16 protein-coding genes and 1 riboswitch are annotated in these 16,543 nt (G+C 42.6%); of the genes, 1 reads left to right on the top strand and 15 read right to left on the bottom strand.

From position 1 onward, the window contains the following. Window positions 1-15 precede the first annotated feature (15 nt). The 4 genes from GPS65_RS07265 to GPS65_RS07250 form a co-directional block, all read right to left on the bottom strand. A complete protein-coding gene (locus tag GPS65_RS07265; protein ID WP_003216642.1) occupies window positions 16-477 on the bottom strand; it encodes an acyl-CoA thioesterase in 462 nt (153 codons plus the stop codon). A 120-nt stretch (window positions 478-597) separates the two neighbouring features. Continuing rightward, window positions 598-1,362 carry a succinate dehydrogenase iron-sulfur subunit gene (gene sdhB / locus GPS65_RS07260; RefSeq protein ID WP_012010816.1) on the bottom strand — a complete coding sequence of 255 codons (765 nt, stop codon included), beginning with the start codon at window positions 1,360-1,362 and terminating at the stop codon, window positions 598-600. Between the two features lies 1 nt (window position 1,363). Then, the gene (gene sdhA, locus GPS65_RS07255; protein ID WP_012010817.1) at window positions 1,364-3,124 is read right to left on the bottom strand and encodes a succinate dehydrogenase flavoprotein subunit; all 1,761 of its coding nucleotides are present in this window, start codon (window positions 3,122-3,124) and stop codon (window positions 1,364-1,366) included. A gap of 37 nt (window positions 3,125-3,161) precedes the next feature. After that, window positions 3,162-3,770 (bottom strand): succinate dehydrogenase cytochrome b558 subunit, encoded by a 609-nt coding sequence (locus tag GPS65_RS07250; protein WP_012010818.1) that lies wholly within the window; start codon window positions 3,768-3,770, stop codon window positions 3,162-3,164. A 280-nt stretch (window positions 3,771-4,050) separates the two neighbouring features. On the opposite strand from GPS65_RS07250, the gene GPS65_RS07245 reads away from it, so the two are divergent. After that, window positions 4,051-4,494, top strand: a complete 444-nt coding sequence (locus GPS65_RS07245; RefSeq protein WP_003216293.1) for a YslB family protein — start codon at window positions 4,051-4,053, stop codon at window positions 4,492-4,494. A 167-nt stretch (window positions 4,495-4,661) separates the two neighbouring features. On the opposite strand, the gene GPS65_RS07240 is transcribed toward GPS65_RS07245, so the two are convergent. From GPS65_RS07240 to GPS65_RS07190, 11 genes are all read right to left on the bottom strand, one after another. After that, on the bottom strand, window positions 4,662-5,891 hold the full coding sequence (locus GPS65_RS07240) for an aspartate kinase (protein ID WP_119125200.1): 1,230 nt from the start codon (window positions 5,889-5,891) through the stop codon (window positions 4,662-4,664). Window positions 5,892-6,032: 141 nt separating this feature from the next. Next, window positions 6,033-6,210, bottom strand: a riboswitch (Lysine riboswitch). Window positions 6,211-6,273: 63 nt separating this feature from the next. Continuing rightward, window positions 6,274-8,046 (bottom strand): excinuclease ABC subunit UvrC, encoded by a 1,773-nt coding sequence (uvrC, locus tag GPS65_RS07235; RefSeq protein WP_088001958.1) that lies wholly within the window; start codon window positions 8,044-8,046, stop codon window positions 6,274-6,276. 139 nt (window positions 8,047-8,185) lie between these two features. Further along, window positions 8,186-8,500, bottom strand: coding sequence for a thioredoxin (gene trxA / locus GPS65_RS07230; protein ID WP_003216330.1), 315 nt, complete (start codon window positions 8,498-8,500; stop codon window positions 8,186-8,188). Between the two features lie 245 nt (window positions 8,501-8,745). Continuing rightward, window positions 8,746-10,224, bottom strand: coding sequence for an alpha-N-arabinofuranosidase (locus GPS65_RS07225; protein WP_012010821.1), 1,479 nt, complete (start codon window positions 10,222-10,224; stop codon window positions 8,746-8,748). A gap of 75 nt (window positions 10,225-10,299) precedes the next feature. Continuing rightward, window positions 10,300-11,277 carry an electron transfer flavoprotein subunit alpha/FixB family protein gene (locus tag GPS65_RS07220; RefSeq protein ID WP_012010822.1) on the bottom strand — a complete coding sequence of 326 codons (978 nt, stop codon included), beginning with the start codon at window positions 11,275-11,277 and terminating at the stop codon, window positions 10,300-10,302. A gap of 45 nt (window positions 11,278-11,322) precedes the next feature. Then, window positions 11,323-12,096, bottom strand: coding sequence for an electron transfer flavoprotein subunit beta/FixA family protein (locus GPS65_RS07215; protein ID WP_012010823.1), 774 nt, complete (start codon window positions 12,094-12,096; stop codon window positions 11,323-11,325). A gap of 30 nt (window positions 12,097-12,126) precedes the next feature. After that, window positions 12,127-12,906 (bottom strand): enoyl-CoA hydratase, encoded by a 780-nt coding sequence (locus tag GPS65_RS07210; protein ID WP_012010824.1) that lies wholly within the window; start codon window positions 12,904-12,906, stop codon window positions 12,127-12,129. 26 nt (window positions 12,907-12,932) lie between these two features. Beyond that, window positions 12,933-13,517, bottom strand: coding sequence for a fatty acid metabolism transcriptional regulator FadR (locus GPS65_RS07205; protein WP_012010825.1), 585 nt, complete (start codon window positions 13,515-13,517; stop codon window positions 12,933-12,935). A 165-nt stretch (window positions 13,518-13,682) separates the two neighbouring features. Further along, window positions 13,683-15,404, bottom strand: coding sequence for an AMP-binding protein (locus GPS65_RS07200; RefSeq protein ID WP_012010826.1), 1,722 nt, complete (start codon window positions 15,402-15,404; stop codon window positions 13,683-13,685). Between the two features lie 101 nt (window positions 15,405-15,505). Further along, the gene (locus GPS65_RS07195) at window positions 15,506-15,961 is read right to left on the bottom strand and encodes an immunity 63 family protein (protein ID WP_012010827.1); all 456 of its coding nucleotides are present in this window, start codon (window positions 15,959-15,961) and stop codon (window positions 15,506-15,508) included. A gap of 163 nt (window positions 15,962-16,124) precedes the next feature. Further along, entirely contained in the window at window positions 16,125-16,529 is a 405-nt protein-coding gene (locus GPS65_RS07190; protein WP_007501637.1) for a DUF350 domain-containing protein, read from the bottom strand. Window positions 16,530-16,543 lie beyond the last annotated feature (14 nt).

Below are 16,543 nucleotides of genomic sequence, written 5' to 3'. Positions count from 1 at the left end.
TGATCAGACAGCATGCTACTCATTTCGCTGCGCCTGAAATGTCTCTTTCTCGTCTTCCGTAAATGGGACAGATGTGCCTGTGTCTTTACTAATTTGCACCATGGTGACTGAGCCTGTAAAGCATGGCTCCTGCTGTTCATTTTCTCCTAAATAATGAAGAATGAGTGAGCTTGAGCCGACCTTCTCAGGTTTGACATACACACGAAGCCTCTCTCCAATCTCTACCTGCTTGATGTAATCACATTGCAGGTTAGCGACGACTGTCATGGTTTCTCTCACACGTTTCATCCGTTTATCAACAATGCCTGTTTTTTGAAAAAAGGCAATGCGCGCCTCTTCAAAATACACAAAAGGGGTAACATTGTTCATATGGCCAAACATATCCGTTTCTGAAAAACGAACAGTCGTTTCGACATAAAATCGAAAGGACGCCCTCCACTCTTCAAACGGTTCTTCAATATATGACGGCAATCTCACTTGATCATCTCCTTAATTGGAACAAAACGCCTCTCCCATATCGGAAGAGGCGTTTGTTTAAATATTGCATCCAGCCTCTAAAACACTCATCATGATTGGCAAAGAGGACTGAATGTGATGTTATTCTGCGTGATCGCTTCCGAAGAAATTACGGAATGCTTGTAAAGTTGTATCTCGATTAAGTGCAGCAATTGATGTTGTCAGCGGGATTCCTTTCGGACAAGACTGCACACAGTTTTGGGAGTTCCCGCAGTTCGCAAGGCCACCGTCCCCCATAATTTCTTCTAGACGGTCAGACTTATTCATCGCACCTGTCGGATGTGCGTTAAATAGACGAACTTGCGAAAGCGGTGCAGGTCCCATAAAGGAAGATTTATCATTCACGTTTGGACAAGCTTCAAGGCAAACGCCACATGTCATACATTTCGAAAGCTCGTATGCCCATTGACGTTTTTTCTCAGGCATTCTTGGTCCTGGACCAAGATCATACGTGCCATCGATCGGTACCCATGCTTTCACCTTTTTCAAGGAATTGAACATCCGGCTTCTATCAACCTGCAAATCTCTCACAACCGGGAATGTCTTCATCGGCTGAAGACGAATCGGTTGCTCTAGCTTGTCAATCAAGGCTGTACATGACTGGCGTGGCTTTCCATTAATGACCATAGAACAAGCTCCGCACACCTCTTCAAGACAGTTCATATCCCAGTTGATCGCCGTTGTTTTTTCCCCTTGTTTATTGACTGGGTTCCGTCTAATTTCCATGAGTGCGGAAATGACGTTCATATTTGGGCGGTAAGGGATTTCGAATTCTTCATCATAAGGCTTTCCATCTGCTGTATCTTGACGTGTGATTATGAATTGAATCGTGTTTTTTTCACTCATCTTATTTCTCCACCTTTTTCTTCGAGTAATCTCGTTTACGAGGTGCAATTAACGATACATCGACGTCCTCATAGTGGAATGCAGGCTTTTGATTTTTTCCTTTGAACGTAGCCATCGTTGTTTTTAGGAATTCTTCATCGTTTCTCTCTGGGAAGTCCGGTTTGTAGTGTGCGCCTCGGCTTTCATTCCTGTTGTAAGCCCCGATCGTAATGACTCTTGCCAGTTGAAGCATATTGTCAAGTTGACGTGTGAAGGCAGCGCCTTGGTTGCTCCATGAAGCTGTATCATTGATGTTGATCTGTTTGTAGCGCTCCATTAGTTCTTCGATCTTCTGATCTGTTTTTAAGAGTTTGTCATTGTAACGAACGACTGTGACGTTATCCGTCATCCATTCTCCAAGCTCTTTATGAAGCACGTACGCATTTTCTGTTCCGTCCATGCTCAGAATGTTGTCCCATTTCTCCTGCTCTTTCTTCACAGCACTGTCGAATGTTGCAGAAGATAGGTCTTCCGCAGACTTTTCAAGACCGCTAATGTACTTCACAGCATTTGGTCCAGCGACCATTCCGCCGTAAATGGCTGAAAGCAGTGAGTTTGCACCAAGTCTGTTTCCGCCGTGCATAGAGTAATCACATTCTCCGGCAGCGAATAGACCTTTGATATTTGTCATTTGATCATAATCAACCCATAATCCGCCCATTGAGTAATGAACAGCAGGGAAAATTTTCATTGGAAGCTTACGTGGGTCATCACCCATGAATTTTTCATAGATTTCAATGATGCCGCCAAGTTTAATATCAAGTTCTTTCGGATCTTTATGAGAAAGATCGAGATATACCATGTTCTCTCCGTTGATGCCAAGCTTTTGCTCGACACATACGTCGAAAATTTCACGCGTTGCGATATCACGTGGTACAAGGTTTCCGTATGCTGGATATTTTTCCTCTAGGAAGTACCAAGGCTTCCCGTCTTTATATGTCCAAACACGTCCGCCTTCACCACGAGCCGATTCACTCATGAGACGAAGCTTGTCATCTCCAGGGATCGCTGTTGGGTGAATTTGAATGAATTCTCCATTTGCGTAATGAGCCCCTTGCTGATAGACGATGGATGCAGCAGATCCAGTATTGATCATGGAGTTCGTTGATTTTCCGAACACGATTCCAGGACCGCCTGTTGCCATGATCACTGCATCTGAACGGAAGGATTCAATTTCCATTGTCGTCAAGTTCTGAGCGACAATGCCTCGGCATACTTCCTCGTCATCTAACACAGCGCCAAGGAATTCCCAGCCTTCATATTTCGTGACAAGCCCTGCTACTTCATAGCGGCGAACCTGCTCATCAAGTGCATATAATAACTGCTGACCTGTTGTAGCTCCAGCAAATGCTGTACGGTGGTGCTGTGTTCCCCCGAAGCGGCGGAAGTCCAATAATCCCTCTGGTGTTCTGTTAAACATCACACCCATCCGATCAAGTAAGTGGATAATGGACGGCGCTGCTTCACACATTGCCTTTACTGGCGGCTGGTTGGCTAAGAAGTCTCCACCATATACCGTGTCATCAAAATGCTCATAAGGTGAATCCCCTTCACCTTTTGTATTTACCGCTCCGTTGATTCCGCCCTGTGCACATACGGAATGCGAACGTTTTACAGGTACGATTGAAAATAGTTTAACAGCTGTTCCCGCTTCTGCTGCTTTAATAGTTGCCATGAGACCAGCTAAGCCGCCTCCGACAACGATGATGCTAGAATTACTCATTGTAGCCCCTCTCCCTCTTCTACTAATCTATTTCCTCTTAAACAAAAGCGAAAATTGCTCTTAGCCCTACATATGAAAGCGCTATAAATATACCTAATGTCACATATGTGGAGATTCTTTGTGAGCGTGGTGAAACAGTAATTCCCCAGCTGACAGCAAATGACCACAAGCCATTAGCAAAGTGGAAAATAGTAGATAAAACGCCGACAATATAGAAGCCTAGCATAAATGGAGAGCTTAAAATATTCGCCATCATGTCATAGTTCACTTCAGCTCCAAGCTGCGCTTGAATTCGTGTTTCCCATACGTGCCAACTGACAAAAATCAATGTGATGATACCTGAAATCCTTTGCAGTCTGAACAACCAGTTTCTTAAATAACTGAAGCGAGACGTGTTGTTTTGTGCCGTAAAGGCTATGTACACCCCATAAACAGCATGATAGATCAGTGGTAAGAAAATCACGAACAGCTCAAGTGCATATCTGAATGGAAGCTGTTCCATAAAGTGTGCAGCTTTGTTAAACGCCTCTGGTCCACTCGTCGCAAAATGGTTCACAACTAAGTGCTGAATTAAAAATAGACCGACCGGAATGACGCCAAGCAAAGAATGCAATCTCCGATAAAAAAATTCTTTGTTCCCCGACATTACTTTACCCCCTAGTAAAAAGTGCAATTGCTGAAAATTGTCTTACCCCCGCTTCTTTCAATTGTAAGCACTTTATTCAAATTTATTGACAATTTCATTTTACTCCTATGTCAAAAAAGCGTCAAGAAACCGCGTACATAAATTAAAATTTTCCGAAATTTAAAAGTTTTAAATCAAAATTCGTTTTACTACAATAAGAATTTCTTAGACTTCAGGGAAAACTCTGTCATCATATGCTCACATAAGCTATAATAAATTGTTGAAAGAGGGGAGCCGTACAATGAATAAATTCGAATCTAACTTAGAACAGCTAAAAGAAATTGAAGTCAATGGATTTGCCTACGAGCTGATACGCGAAGTTCTGCTGCCTGATATTCTTGGTCAGGATCATTCATCTATGATGTATTTTGCGGGTAAGCTACTTGCTCGTAAATTTCCTCAAGAGTCATGGGAGAAGATCCCCGAATTTTTCCATGATGCCGGTTGGGGAACTCTCACGATGGTCCATTCAAAAAAACAGGAAATTGAGTTTGAGCTCGAAGGTCCACTTGTATCAAATCGACTCACCTATCAAAAGGAGCCATGCTTTCAGATGGAAGCAGGTTTTATTGCTGAACAAATCCAGCTTCTTAACGAGCACGTGGCTGAATCTTATGAACAAGTGAAAAAGCGTGCTGATAAAGTCATTTTAACCGTTAAATGGGATTTAAGAGACCCTAGCTAACACCCTTTATGAAAGGCGCGGACTTTAGGTCACGCCTTTTTTGTTTGTCTTCTTCTATCATAGCATACTTAGTGAGTGGGTTTACGCACGTTTTCCTTTCTTGTATGCGGCGGTTACGAATATAAAAAAGAGGTGCACTCTTTCATGAGATACACCTCCTTTTTGTTTTAAGAATGGGCAGCTACCTTTGATAAATCAAACGCATCATGCAGTGCTTCTACTGCTTTGACCATATCGTCACGGCCAACCACTGTTGAGACTTTGATTTCAGACGTACTGACCATTTTCACTTGTATGTCTTTTTCCGCTAACACAGCGAACATTTCTGCGGCTACGCCTGGATTTGAGACCATACCCGATCCAACGATAGATACTTTGGCTAATTTGCTTTCTGTCTCGATCTGTTCATAGCCAAGTGCTCCTTTGTATTCTTCTAACACTTCAACTGTTTTAGACAAATCATCCGTTTTCACAGAGAAAGAGATCGACGTCTGATTGGTGCTTGTGACGGACTGAATGATGATATCCACATTGATATTTTGTTTCGCAAGTGTCGTAAAGATGGTCGACAATGTGGTGAGACCGCTTGAAAGACCGCACACCGTCACGCGTGTAATCTGATCCTCAAATGCAATGCCTCTGACGACTAAATTTTGTTCCATGGATGATTCCTCCTCAATTAACGTACCCGATTCATTTTCAATACTAGAACGGACTTCTAGTGGGACTTGATAATTTTTCGCAAATTCAACAGCTCTCGGATGCAAGACGCCAGCTCCTAAATTAGCCAGTTCGAGCATCTCATCGTATGAAATACCTGCAAGTTTTCGTGCCGCCGGTACATAACGCGGATCTGTTGTAAACACACCTGGAACGTCTGTGTAAATATCACATTTATCTGCTTTTAGTGCAGCAGCAAGTGCCACAGCTGTTGTATCTGATCCACCACGTCCAAGCGTTGTGATATGCAAATCATCTGCAATGCCTTGGAAACCTGCCACGACAACCACTTTTCCAGCATTTAATTCCTCTTTTACTCTTGATTCATCAATATCAACGATTCTTGCGTTACCATGTACTTGCTCTGTTTTCATACCAGCCTGCCAGCCTGTAAAGGAAATGGCATCATAGCCTTTTGCTTGTAGCGCCATCGTTAATAAGGAAATGGTCACTTGCTCTCCAGTTGCGAGCAGCATATCCATTTCTCTTTTGCTCGGATGATCTGTGAGTTCTTTCGCTAGGTCTACTAGAACATCCGTTGATTTACCCATTGCCGACACAACCACAACCACATCATGTCCGGCCTCGCGTTCAGCGATGACCCTTTCTGCAGCATTGCGAATTTTTTCTGTCGATCCAACAGACGTTCCGCCAAATTTTTGTACAATTAGTCCCATGTCTACCACCCTTTTTCAAAAGATCACGTGTGAGAGAAGAGGCAAGAAGCGGCTTTGGAGATTGCCCGCTCACTGCAAATAAAAAAAGCAATGAGAGAACAGATCTCCCATTGCTTTATAATCATCATCAAACGATGCAAACAATGAGATAGCCCTCCAAGAAATAAATTCTTGACAGCCCTACATTTCTTCAATGTACAGCCAGCGAATAAAATGAGTGGATTTTATTCGCTTCGGCGACGCTCCCCTTTCAGCCCTCTTCCTAGATCCCATCGATCTCTGAAGGCTTACTCTTGAAGTTCGCACCTCTATCTTCAACAAACAACACGTTCATTTATTAAATTTAGTCACAATCTTAACAGACTTTTTGAAAAAGTACAATCTATTTTTTTAAAGCTTCTATTAAAAGCTCGGCCGTTTGTTTCGGGATGCCAGCCTCTTGAAAGTCTTCGATCGTGGCTTCTTTCATCTTTTTCACAGAGCCAAAATGTTTAAGCAACTGTTTTTTACGCTTTTCTCCGATACCTGGCACATCGTCTAGAATAGATTGAAATGCATTTTTTCCGCGTAGCTGCCTGTGAAAGCTAATTGCGAACCGGTGCACTTCATCTTGAATGCGCTGCAATAAATAGAAGGCTTGGCTATTCCGCTCAAGTGCAACAATTTCAAGTGTATCGCCCATCATCAGATTGGAAGTCCGGTGCTTTTCATCTTTGACTAGACCTGCTACTGGAACAGACAGATTCAACTCATTTTCAAGGACATCTATCGCTGCATTGATCTGTCCCTTTCCACCGTCAATTAAAATCAAATCTGGTAGCGGAAGCTCATCCTTTAACACGCGAGTATATCGCCTTCTAATGACTTCACGCATCGATGCATAATCATCTGGACCTGTGACGGTTTTAATTTTGTATTTTCGGTATTCCTTTTTATACGGCTTCCCGTCCTGAAAAACGACCATGGCAGAAACTGGGTCAGCACCTTGAATATTCGAGTTATCAAAAGCCTCAATCCGATAAGGCATATAAATATTTAGTGCATCTCCAAGCTGCTTCACCGCACCAATTGAGCGCTCTTCATCACGCTCAATGAGCGAAAATTTTTCTTTTAAAGCGATTTTGGCATTTTGATGGGCTAGTAAAAGCAAGTCCTTTTTCTTTCCTTTTTTCGGCTGATGAACGTTCGTCTCAAGCAATTGTTCAATCATCTCTTGATCTACGCTATCTGGCACCAAAATTTCCTTCGGTAGAAAGTGGTTGTTCTTTGCATAAAATTGCCCCATAAACGTGAGAAACTCTTCCTCAGGATCTTGATACATAGGAAACAGGCTAACGTCGCGTTCAATCAATTTTCCCTGCCTGATGAAGAAGACTTGGACACACATCCAGCCCTTGTCATAGGCATATGCAAAAACATCTCGATCTGATAAATCGCTCATCGTCATTTTCTGTTTTTCCATCGTAGAGTCAATGTAAGCGATTTGATCTCTCAGTTCTTTTGCCCGTTCAAACTCTAGTTGTTCGGCAGCTTCCTGCATTTTTTCGGTGAGTTCTTTTTTTATTTGCTGGTGTCCTCCGTTTAGAAACCTTATGATTTCATCCACGAGCTGCTTATTCGTTTCTTCAGAAATGTCATACACACATGGCGCAAGACATTGTCCAAGATGATAATAGAGACAGACGCGGTCAGGGAGGGTGGCACATTTTCTGAGAGGATATAAACGGTCGAGCAGTTTTTTTGTTTCACGTGCTGCCTGTACGTTCGGGTATGGTCCGAAATATTTCCCTTTGTCCTTTTTTACATGACGGGTGACGATCAATTTAGGATGCCGTTCATTCGTAATTTTAATAAAAGGATACGTTTTGTCATCCTTGAGCATGACATTGTATTTTGGGTCGTATTTTTTGATTAAATTCAGCTCTAAAATGAGTGCCTCGATATTAGAAGAGGTGACAATGTATTCAAAGTCTTCAATTTCACTGACAAGTCGCTGCGTTTTGGCGTCATGAGATCCAGTGAAATAAGAGCGTACTCTATTTTTTAAGATCTTTGCCTTTCCCACATAAATGACTGTATTTTGTCGATCTTTCATTAAATAGCAGCCAGGTTGATCTGGCAAGACCGATAGCTTTTCTTTGATCAGTTTGTTCATATTTTCATCCGTCCTTGTTTTCCTCTTTCACTCCTTCTAGTGTATCACGAACATTTGTTTTATACCATATTGAAAGAAAAGCGGCTCTCGTCTTTACGAGAACCGCTTCAGTGAGTATGCCGCTTGGGCATAGACAGGTTTATAGATGTTTGTTAACAAGCTCAGCAAGTGCTTCTTTTGGTTTGAAACCAACAGAAGTTTCTACCACTTCACCGTCTTTTAAAACAAGAAGTGTTGGGATACTCATTACGCCGTATTTACCAGCAGTTTCTTGGTTATCATCTACATCAATTTTTACAATTTTCATTTTATCGCCCATTTCTTGATCAAGTTCTTCAAGAACTGGAGCAATCATTTTACAAGGTCCGCACCATGGTGCCCAAAAGTCCGCAATAACAACACCTTCTGCAGTTTCTTGTGAAAATGTTGCGTCAGTAGCTTTTACGATTGCCATTATTCATTCCTCCAATGTAAATTATGCTTTTTAGTATAGCATCTACCAATGTGACTTGCGAATGAAATGCTTACGAATCATTTTTGATGAAATGAATTAAAAAACAAACCGCACAATCGCACCAATGACAACAATTGCACCGATAATCATGAGAATCGTTCTAAGCATATCAATAACTCCCTTTCCGCTTTGTTTACAATGTATGATGCCCCAACATCCCGCTCATCAAACATTTAAATATGCGATCAAGCCAGATCGATCGTGATCATCACCACAGACATTGGCGGCAGATCTATGGTCAACTCACCGGATTTTACAGCAAATTGCTGAAACTCTACTGGCTGGACAGCATGGGGATCATCAAATGTATTGTGCGCATTCATGCGATCCGCTGTCAGCACGCGGCCCGTGACTTTCGTTTGTGCATCCAAACCTTCAATGGCAAGGGATACTTCGTTTTGTTCATGCGGATTCAGGTGACAGAAGCTAATATGCATCTTATCTGACGAGCGCGAAGCTGACACACTAACTTGAGGTATTTTTTCACCGCTTCGTTCATAAGGCGTTGACACGAAATCCACTTCAAGTGCTTCCTCCACTTGATGCACTTGAAACATGTGAAACACATGATACGTCGGGGTCAGAAGCATTTTTTCGTCTTCCGTTAACACCATTGCTTGAAGAACATTGACCGTCTGAGCAATATTCGCCATATGAATTCGCTGGCAATGACGATGAAAGATATGAAAATGAAGGGCACAAACAAGTGCGTCTCTTAGCGTGTTTTGCTGATACAAAAACCCTGGATTTGTTCCTGGTTCTGGATCATACCATGTCCCCCATTCATCAATGATCATCCCGATTCTCTTGTCTGGGTCATACCGATCCATGATCTCTCCATGATCCAAGACAAGCCGTTCCATCTCATAGGCTTTTTTCAACGTGATAAACCATTCATCTTCATCAAATTCAGTCGCTGACCCTTTCTTCTCCCACGTACCAGGTACAGTGTAGTAATGCAAACTGAGTCCATCCATCCAAGGTGCGGCGCGCTCCATTAATACTTTTGTCCAATTCACATCATTTGAATTGGCTCCGCACGCAATTTTGTATATGGATTGACCTACAAATTCTCTCACATACGTTTGATATCGTTTATATAAATCGGCATAGTATTCAGGCGTCATATTCCCGCCGCAGCCCCAGCTTTCGTTTCCTACACCAACATAGGTCAAATCCCAAGGCTCATGTTTTCCATTTTGAATGCGCCAATCAGACATAGGCGTTCCCTTTGGAAAGGTGATGTACTCAACCCAGTCTGCTAATTCTTGAACAGTCCCACTTCCCACATTTCCGCAAATATAAGGCTCGCATTCAAGTAGCTCACACAATTTCATAAACTCATGTGTACCAAATTCATTGGATTCAACCGTGCCACCCCAATGAGTGTTCACCATTGGCTTTCGTTCGCTCAGATCTCCTACACCATTTGCCCAATGATACTCGTCTGCAAAGCAGCCGCCCGGCCACCTAAGCACCGGAATATGTAATGCTTGAAGGGCTTTAAGCACATCCGTACGAATCCCCTCAATATGATCGATCTCTGAATCTTTTCCGACCCAAATCCCGTCATAAATCCCTCTTCCTAAATGCTCTTGAAAATGTCCATAGATGTGTTTAGAAATACGTCCGATCACGTCATTGACTTTTACTGTCCCCTTCACTTGTCAACCGCTCCTTTGTGTATTGATTACATACAAAAAAACCCAGAATACCTAGGCATTCTGAGTGTATGAGCGTTACGAGTGGATATTCATCTTTTTTAACTCTTCATTCAAAAGCGGTACCACTTCAAACAAGTCACCGACGATTCCGTAATCGGCGATTTTGAAGATCTCAGCTTCTGGGTCTTTGTTAATCGCCACAATGACTTTACTGTTAGACATTCCGGCTAAATGTTGAATCGCCCCTGATATCCCGCACGCAATATAGAGATCAGGTGTGACGACCTTGCCTGTTTGCCCAATTTGCAGGGCGTAATCACAGTAGTCTGCGTCACAGGCGCCACGCGAGGCACCGACTGCTGCACCCAGCGTCTCAGCGAGTTCATTCAGCGGTTCAAACCCTTCCTTACTCTTGACCCCACGTCCCCCGGCAACAATGACCTTTGCTTCAGATAAATCTACACCTTCTGACGTTTTTTTAATGACTTCCTTCACAATCGTTCGCAAGTTTTGAATATCGACAGAAACCGGTGTAATGTCTCCGCTTCGTGAGGCATCCCGCTCAAGAGGTGCCACGTTATTTGGGCGGATGGTTGCCAAAAGCAGACGATCTGTTGAAATCACTTTTTCAAAGGCTTTTCCAGAGTATATCGGTCTTGTAAAAACAAGATGTTCTCCGGTAACGCTTACATCAATTGCATCTGAAATGAGGCCAGTTTGCAAGCGTGCAGCTATTTTCGGCGACAAGTCTTTTCCGATAGACGTATGGCCAAAAAGGACGGCATCTGGGTCAATCTGATCTAATATGGCTTGAAGTGCTTGCGCAAATCCATCTGACGTATAATATGAAAGGTGCGGATGCTCCACAATCATGACATGATCCGCTCCATAGTAAAGCAGTTCATTCGCTTGGTCTTTGACGTCATCCCCTATTAACACGCCAATGACTTCACCGCCATCTGCCACTTGATGAGCGGCAGCAATGGCTTCAAATGTCACATTTCTTAATTTACCGTCACGACTTTCTCCAAGTACAACAACTTTTTTACTCATCTTTCAAGTTCCCCCTTGTTCTCGTGATTATCGTAAAGTGGATGTTTAGATGACCTTCGCTTCATTTCTTAGTAAATCTGTCAGTTCTTTGACTTGATCCTGAAGCTCACCGCTCAGCACCTTGCCACCCTCTTTTTTCTCCGGTAAGAAACGTTCAATTGTTTTGATTTTATATGGCACATCATCTTCATCGAGATCTAAATCATCAAGTTCCAATTCTTCTAAAGGCTTTTTCTTTGCCTTCATAATGCCAGGTAATGATGGATAGCGTGGCTCATTGAGACCTTGCTGCGCAGTGACAACAAGCGGGAGCTCAGCAGAAATGACTTCCACATCACCTTCTGCATCTCGTTCAATCGAAGCAGAGCCGCCATCAATTTGAATACTTGTAATCGTTGTGACATATGAAAACCCAAGTAATTCAGCAAGACGCGGGGCAACCTGTCCAGAGCCACCGTCAATTGCCACATTCCCTGCTAAGATCAAGGAAGCCTCTTTGTCTTTTAAATAATGGTAAAGAATCGTAGAAGCTGAATATTGATCCCACTCTTCTAAGTCGTCTTCCACATTTAATAAAACGGCTTGATCGCAGCCCATAGCAAGCGCTGTTCTCAGCTGCTTTTCCGCATCCTCACTGCCAACTGTCACAACGGTCACTTCTCCCCCGTGCTCGTCGCGAAGCTGGATCGCTTCTTCTATGGCGTACTCGTCATAAGGATTAATAATGAACTCTGCTCCATCTTCTTGAATTGCACCAGACTGAATCGAAATCTTCTCTTCCGTGTCAAACGTACGCTTCATCAAAACAAATATATTCATTTATTTCTCCCCCTTGTGTCGTTTAATCCCTTATTCCCCTTTAAAATTTGGTTTGCGCTTTTCGATAAAGGCTTGAATACCTTCTTTGGCATCATTCGATTGGAAAATCTCACCGAACTTTTTGGCTTCTAGCTTCATACCGCCGTCATATGAATACAATTTTGTCGCATTCAATAAATCCAGCACATATTCGAGTGATTTTGGACTTTTCGTTGCAAATTTTGACGCAAGTGTTTTGGCTGCTTCGAGCGCCTCTTCCTCTGTTTCTGCCAGCTTTGACACAAGTCCGCAAGCAAATGCTTCTTCTCCTGTAATCGGTTCAGCTGTACCCATCATTTCTAGCGCTTTTGCAGAACCAACATAGCGCGGTAGGCGCTGCGTACCGCCGAATCCTGGAATGATACCGAGGTTTAGTTCTGGCAGTCCAAGCTTCGCATCTTTTGTTGCGATTCGTATATCACAAGACATGGCAAGCTCAAGGCCCCCGCCTAATGCAGCTCCGTGAATTGAAGCAATGACCGGTTTCGGACATTGTTCAATCCGTTCAAAGACCTGCTGTCCTCTGTCTGCAAGGCTTGAATAGTCAGACTCTTCCTGCAAGGTCGTAAATTCCTTAATATCAGCACCTGCTGAGAAAAATCTTCCTTCCCCGTGAATCACAATGGCTCTTACTTCTTCATTTTGTTCGAGCTGGTCAAACATGTCATTCAGCTCGCTAAGCAGCTGAGAAGATAAGGCGTTTGCTGGTGGATGCTGAATCGTGATAAGTGCTGTCTGTCCTTCATGATGTAAGGTGAGTATCTTTTCCATGTCAATCATCCTTTTTCAAAATGTCTTTAAGATTGATGTATTCCGTTTAAGAGTAGATCACGTACGTTTTCTGCAAGTGCAGGAAGATCATATTTTTGATCATTCATGACCCATGTTGTAGCGGTTTCATCAATCGTCCCAAATACCATTTGTCTCGCTAAACGGACATCTAGATTTTGTCTAAATTCTCCTGTTTTCTTTCCATCTGCTAAAATGGATTCGAGCATATTTAAATACCCTTTCAGCACCTCATTGATTTTTTGCCGCAGCTCAAGGTTTGACTGCCTGAGTTCAAGCTGTGTCACAAGAGCCAAATGATGATTTTGCGCAAGCATACGAAAATGCTCTTCAATGAGCAGTAGAAGCTTTTCTTTCGCAGACGGTTTCTTTTGAATATCTGTTTCCATCCGTTCGATGAATTGTCCCATTTTTTCTTTGAATAAGGAGATCAAAATATCCTCTTTATTTTTAAAATAAAGATAAATGGTTCCGTCTGCTACCCCTGCTTGTTTCGCAATTTTTGAAACTTGTGATTGGTGATAGCCATTCTCTGCAATCACCACAACTGCTGCATCAATAATTTGCATGTACTTCGGTCTTTTCTGCTTCAATGTGCTTCGTCCCTTTCTAAATTGAATGAGTATTCATTCATAACTTTATGTTAAAAAGAAACGGACGATTTGTCAAGTGATCTTCTTCTTTTTTTCCTCTTTTAGCATAACAGAGCAGCCGGTCAACATTCAAATCATCCGGCCTGTGGACCGGATGATGAACGACTATGTTTTCGGTTGATCGGCAGGCGTTTCAGCTGAAGAAGCGTGCTTTCTTTTTTCTTCTTCAATTAATACTCTGCGCAATATCTTCCCGACGGCTGTTTTAGGCAGTGACTCTTTAAATTCATACACGCGTGGTACTTTAAATGAGGCAATTCTCGTTCTGACAAAGCGATCAAGTTCGTCCTCTGTTAAGTAGGCATTCTTTTTCGGTACAATAAATGCTTTCACTGTTTCTCCTCTGTACGGATCTGGAATACCTGCAACGACAACTTCTTGTACAAGCTCATGCTCATAAAGGGCTTCTTCGACCTCTCTTGGGTAAATATTATAGCCGCTCGCAATGATCACATCTTTTTTTCGGTCAACGATATAGAAAAAACCGTCCTCATCCATATACCCTATATCTCCAGTGAAAAACCAGCCATCTCGTAAGACAGCCTCTGTCTCCTCTGGCTGATTCCAGTATCCTTTCATGATCTGAGGGCCTTTCACAATAATTTCCCCATGCTCATATGGCTCTTTGAGGCCTCCGGTTTCTTCGCAGTAAATACCGGCATCTGTATTAGGCCACGGGCAGCCAATGCTGCCTGTTTTGTTCGCTCCCCATAAAAAGTTAGAATGAGTGACGGGAGAGGTTTCTGAAAGTCCATACCCCTCCACTAAGCGTCCTCCTGTTAATTTTTCAAAGCTTTGTTTGACTTCAACAGGTAGTGCCGCTGAGCCGCTTAGACATGCAGTGATGGACGACAGGTCATACTTTTCAATGTTCGGATGATTCAGCAAGGCAATATACATAGTTGGTGCGCCTGGAAATAGCGTCGGCTTCTGTTTTTCAATGGTTTTGAGGGTATCTGCGACATCAAAGCGTGGGAGCAAAATCATTTGGTGCCCTTCTTTGACAGCAAGATTTAAGACGGTCGTCATTCCGTAGACATGAAAAAACGGAATGATGCCGAGGATGCGTTCTTTCCCCCTGTTCGTTTTATACATCCAAGAAGCGCACATTTCAGTATTCGCTAAAATATTCTCATGTGTGAGCATGACCCCTTTTGGTAAACCGGTCGTTCCGCCTGTATATTGCAAAACAGCGATATCCTCTTTCGGATCAAAGGAAAGTGCGGGTATCTGCTGTTCACCTTCTAATTCTTTCATAATCTGCGCGAAGTGATGAATGGTTTCATTTCTCTCGACTTGGATAACCATTTTATTTTTTCTTCTTTGCACAATAGGAAACAGTATGTTTTTCGGAAATGGCAAATAATCTTGTAGTTTGGTAATGATGAAGTGCTCCATACTTGTCAGCGCTTTCATTTTATAAGCCTTTGGATACAACAGATCGAGCGTGATCAGCACTTTGGCGCCGCTGTCTTCCATTTGGTATTCCAGTTCTTTCTCTGTATAGAGCGGGTTTGTTTGAACAACGATGCCACCTGCTATTAAAACAGCGTAATAAGAGATGACTGATTGAGGGCAGTTCGGTAGCATAATCGCTACTCTGTCGCCTTTTTTCACGCCAATTTTGATCAGATGATTGGCTAGTTTCAATACGTCTTCTTGCAGCTGTTCATAGGTGATGTTCTTTCCTAGAAAATGAATGGCTGTATGCTCAGGTGCAGCCTCTGCGGAGCTGAATAAGTAAGATTGCAATGTTTCATTTGGGATGGTGAGTTCGTGGGGAATTTGATTCGGGTAATGCAGAAGCCAACGTTTATCTGACTGCATAAAAACCCTCCTTCCTGAACTTTCGTACTATTATATTATAGCAAACTTTTCCTTAGGGCAGTTTGCTTTTTTCTAATAGGGCTTGGTTCAATTGCACATATTTACTTTTTCGCCGGTGTTTCGATAGAAGCTCTTTTTCCTTCATGATGCCACTGTTCATATAAACCACCAATAGCACGAAATGACTCGTTGACTCTATCCACAATCTGCTGATGGATACTGGGGTCATTCGGTAAATGCGTCTGGATGTTGTCGACTTGATACTTCCTCATCATGTCGATGTAAGTCGTGAGAAAAATGGTATCTTCTAAAATCCAGTAAATGACTTCATCCGCCACTTTTGTTCTTTTATGCAGCATTTGAATTCCTCGTTCATATTGAATGAGGATATAGCCATTCGAATCAATTTGAATATAGGGACTCAACTCATCAAAAAATCCTGACGTTTGAAATGGACGTGCAATATACGGTTCATATATGTTTCTTGGGAGGGATGTCATTTGAAGACAAGTGTCAATGCGCTTGATCAGTTCGTCTTTTTGCAGAATGTGCTTCATATCATCATTCGCCGCCTTTGATGAGATAAAAGCTGTCAAGGGTTCCCTGACAGCTTTCTAACGTTGTTTTTTCATTTCACAGGAACAGATAAACGGCACCAATGACCGCAAAAGTGCAGGCAACTACGATTAATACTTTTGCTAGCTTTTCCATGTCGTCTCCTTAAATGCCGGCTGCTACTACATAAGACAGCCCAACTGAAATGATAAGTGAAATAAACCCGACCGCTCTATTATCATTTTCAATCTCTTTGTCTACTTTAAAACGCGGTGTTAAAAATTCAAAAATGAAATAGCTGACGAGCAGCATCACAAAGCCGTATACGCCCCATCCAACCATTTGAAGAAGGGAATTGTGCTGTGCGATTGAATGCTGAAACACATTCGCAATCCCAAAGATCTTCCCGCCTGTTGCCATGGCAACAGCTAAGTTGCCACGCTGGATCTCTTCCCAGTTTTTATAAGAGGTGACGAGTTCAAAAATGGTTAGAAATAAGACGAGACAGAGGACGGCCACGCTATAATAGGCGGCAATTTCCACAAGTTCATTTTCCCAAAAGGCTTTCATGCGTTTTCTCCTTT

Origin of the sequence: Bacillus pumilus, assembly GCF_009937765.1 — a bacterium.
GTDB classification, from domain to species: Bacteria; Bacillota; Bacilli; order Bacillales; family Bacillaceae; genus Bacillus; species Bacillus pumilus_O.
The sequence above is the reverse complement of the archived record's forward strand: the minus strand, read 5'-3'. Positions and strand labels throughout refer to the sequence as shown.